Genomic DNA, 837 nt, shown 5'->3' on the forward strand with positions numbered 1-837 from the left:
GCCCGACACTCCGCCGCCGGTCACTGTCGAGGTGAAGGTGCCGGTCGACAAACCCGTTGTTCCCGAAAAGGTCGAACAGAAGGTCAAGGAGAAATCCGGCTTTCTGTCTTGGCTGACCGGCCTCTTCGGTTCCGGCGCTATCGGGCTTGGCTGGCTTGCGGGCATGGACTGGCAAGCCGTCCTGGCTGGCGGTGTGGTCCTGCTGGTGCTCCTGCTGGTCCTGCTCCTGTTTCGCTCACAGATCGTCTCTGCGGTGCGCCAGATCAAGGCGGAGGTCGCGGAGTGATGTCCGCCTTCCTCGCTGCTCTCGTCGCTCAGTTGTGGCCGTACCGCCTTGTCGGCGCGGCCGGGCTCGTCGCGCTCTGGCGAGCCTATGCCATGGGCAAAGCGAAGAACCAGGCCAAGCAGGACGCGGCCGACGCCGCAGCGCGCATCGAACGCCAGAAGATCGATGATGCCGTGGCCGGCCGCGCTCTTGGCGACAACCGGGGGAGGTTGGGCGAATGGTCAAAATCCTGACGATGATCTTTGCACTTTTTGCAATGATCTCCTGCACTACGGTCGGAGGCAGCTTTTGCGCCGTGGAGCATCCTATCCGTCTCACGAAGGCGGAAGTCGCCACGCTCTCGGATGGGTCGGTTGCGGCGATCCTGGCGCACAATGAAAAGGGCGCCAAGCTCTGCGGTTGGAAAACCTGACATGGCAACTTCGGCAAACAAGAGCCTGGAAATGATAATCGGCGGCTCTTGGAGGCCACGCAGAACATGCAGCGCGACATCACGGAGATCCGACGCGACATCAAGGACAGCGATTCCCGTGCTGCCTTGAGCTACGAGC

Annotated in this window: 2 protein-coding genes and 1 pseudogene; all 3 read left to right on the forward strand. The window is 62.1% G+C overall.

The features are described from left to right. Positions 1-286 (forward strand): annotated as a pseudogene (locus EN925_RS37910) (hypothetical protein); the annotation flags it as partial. Beyond that, positions 286-519, forward strand: coding sequence for a hypothetical protein (locus EN925_RS37915; protein WP_127369448.1), 234 nt, complete (start codon positions 286-288; stop codon positions 517-519). The pseudogene EN925_RS37910 and the gene EN925_RS37915, both read left to right, overlap by 1 nt. Beyond that, the gene (locus tag EN925_RS37920) at positions 504-698 is read left to right on the forward strand and encodes a hypothetical protein (protein ID WP_127369449.1); all 195 of its coding nucleotides are present in this window, start codon (positions 504-506) and stop codon (positions 696-698) included. The genes EN925_RS37915 and EN925_RS37920 overlap by 16 nt, the downstream gene beginning before the upstream one ends. Positions 699-837: the final 139 nt, after the last annotated feature.

This window comes from Mesorhizobium sp. M7A.F.Ca.US.006.04.2.1, from assembly GCF_004022915.1.
GTDB lineage: Bacteria > Pseudomonadota > Alphaproteobacteria > Rhizobiales > Rhizobiaceae > Mesorhizobium > Mesorhizobium ciceri.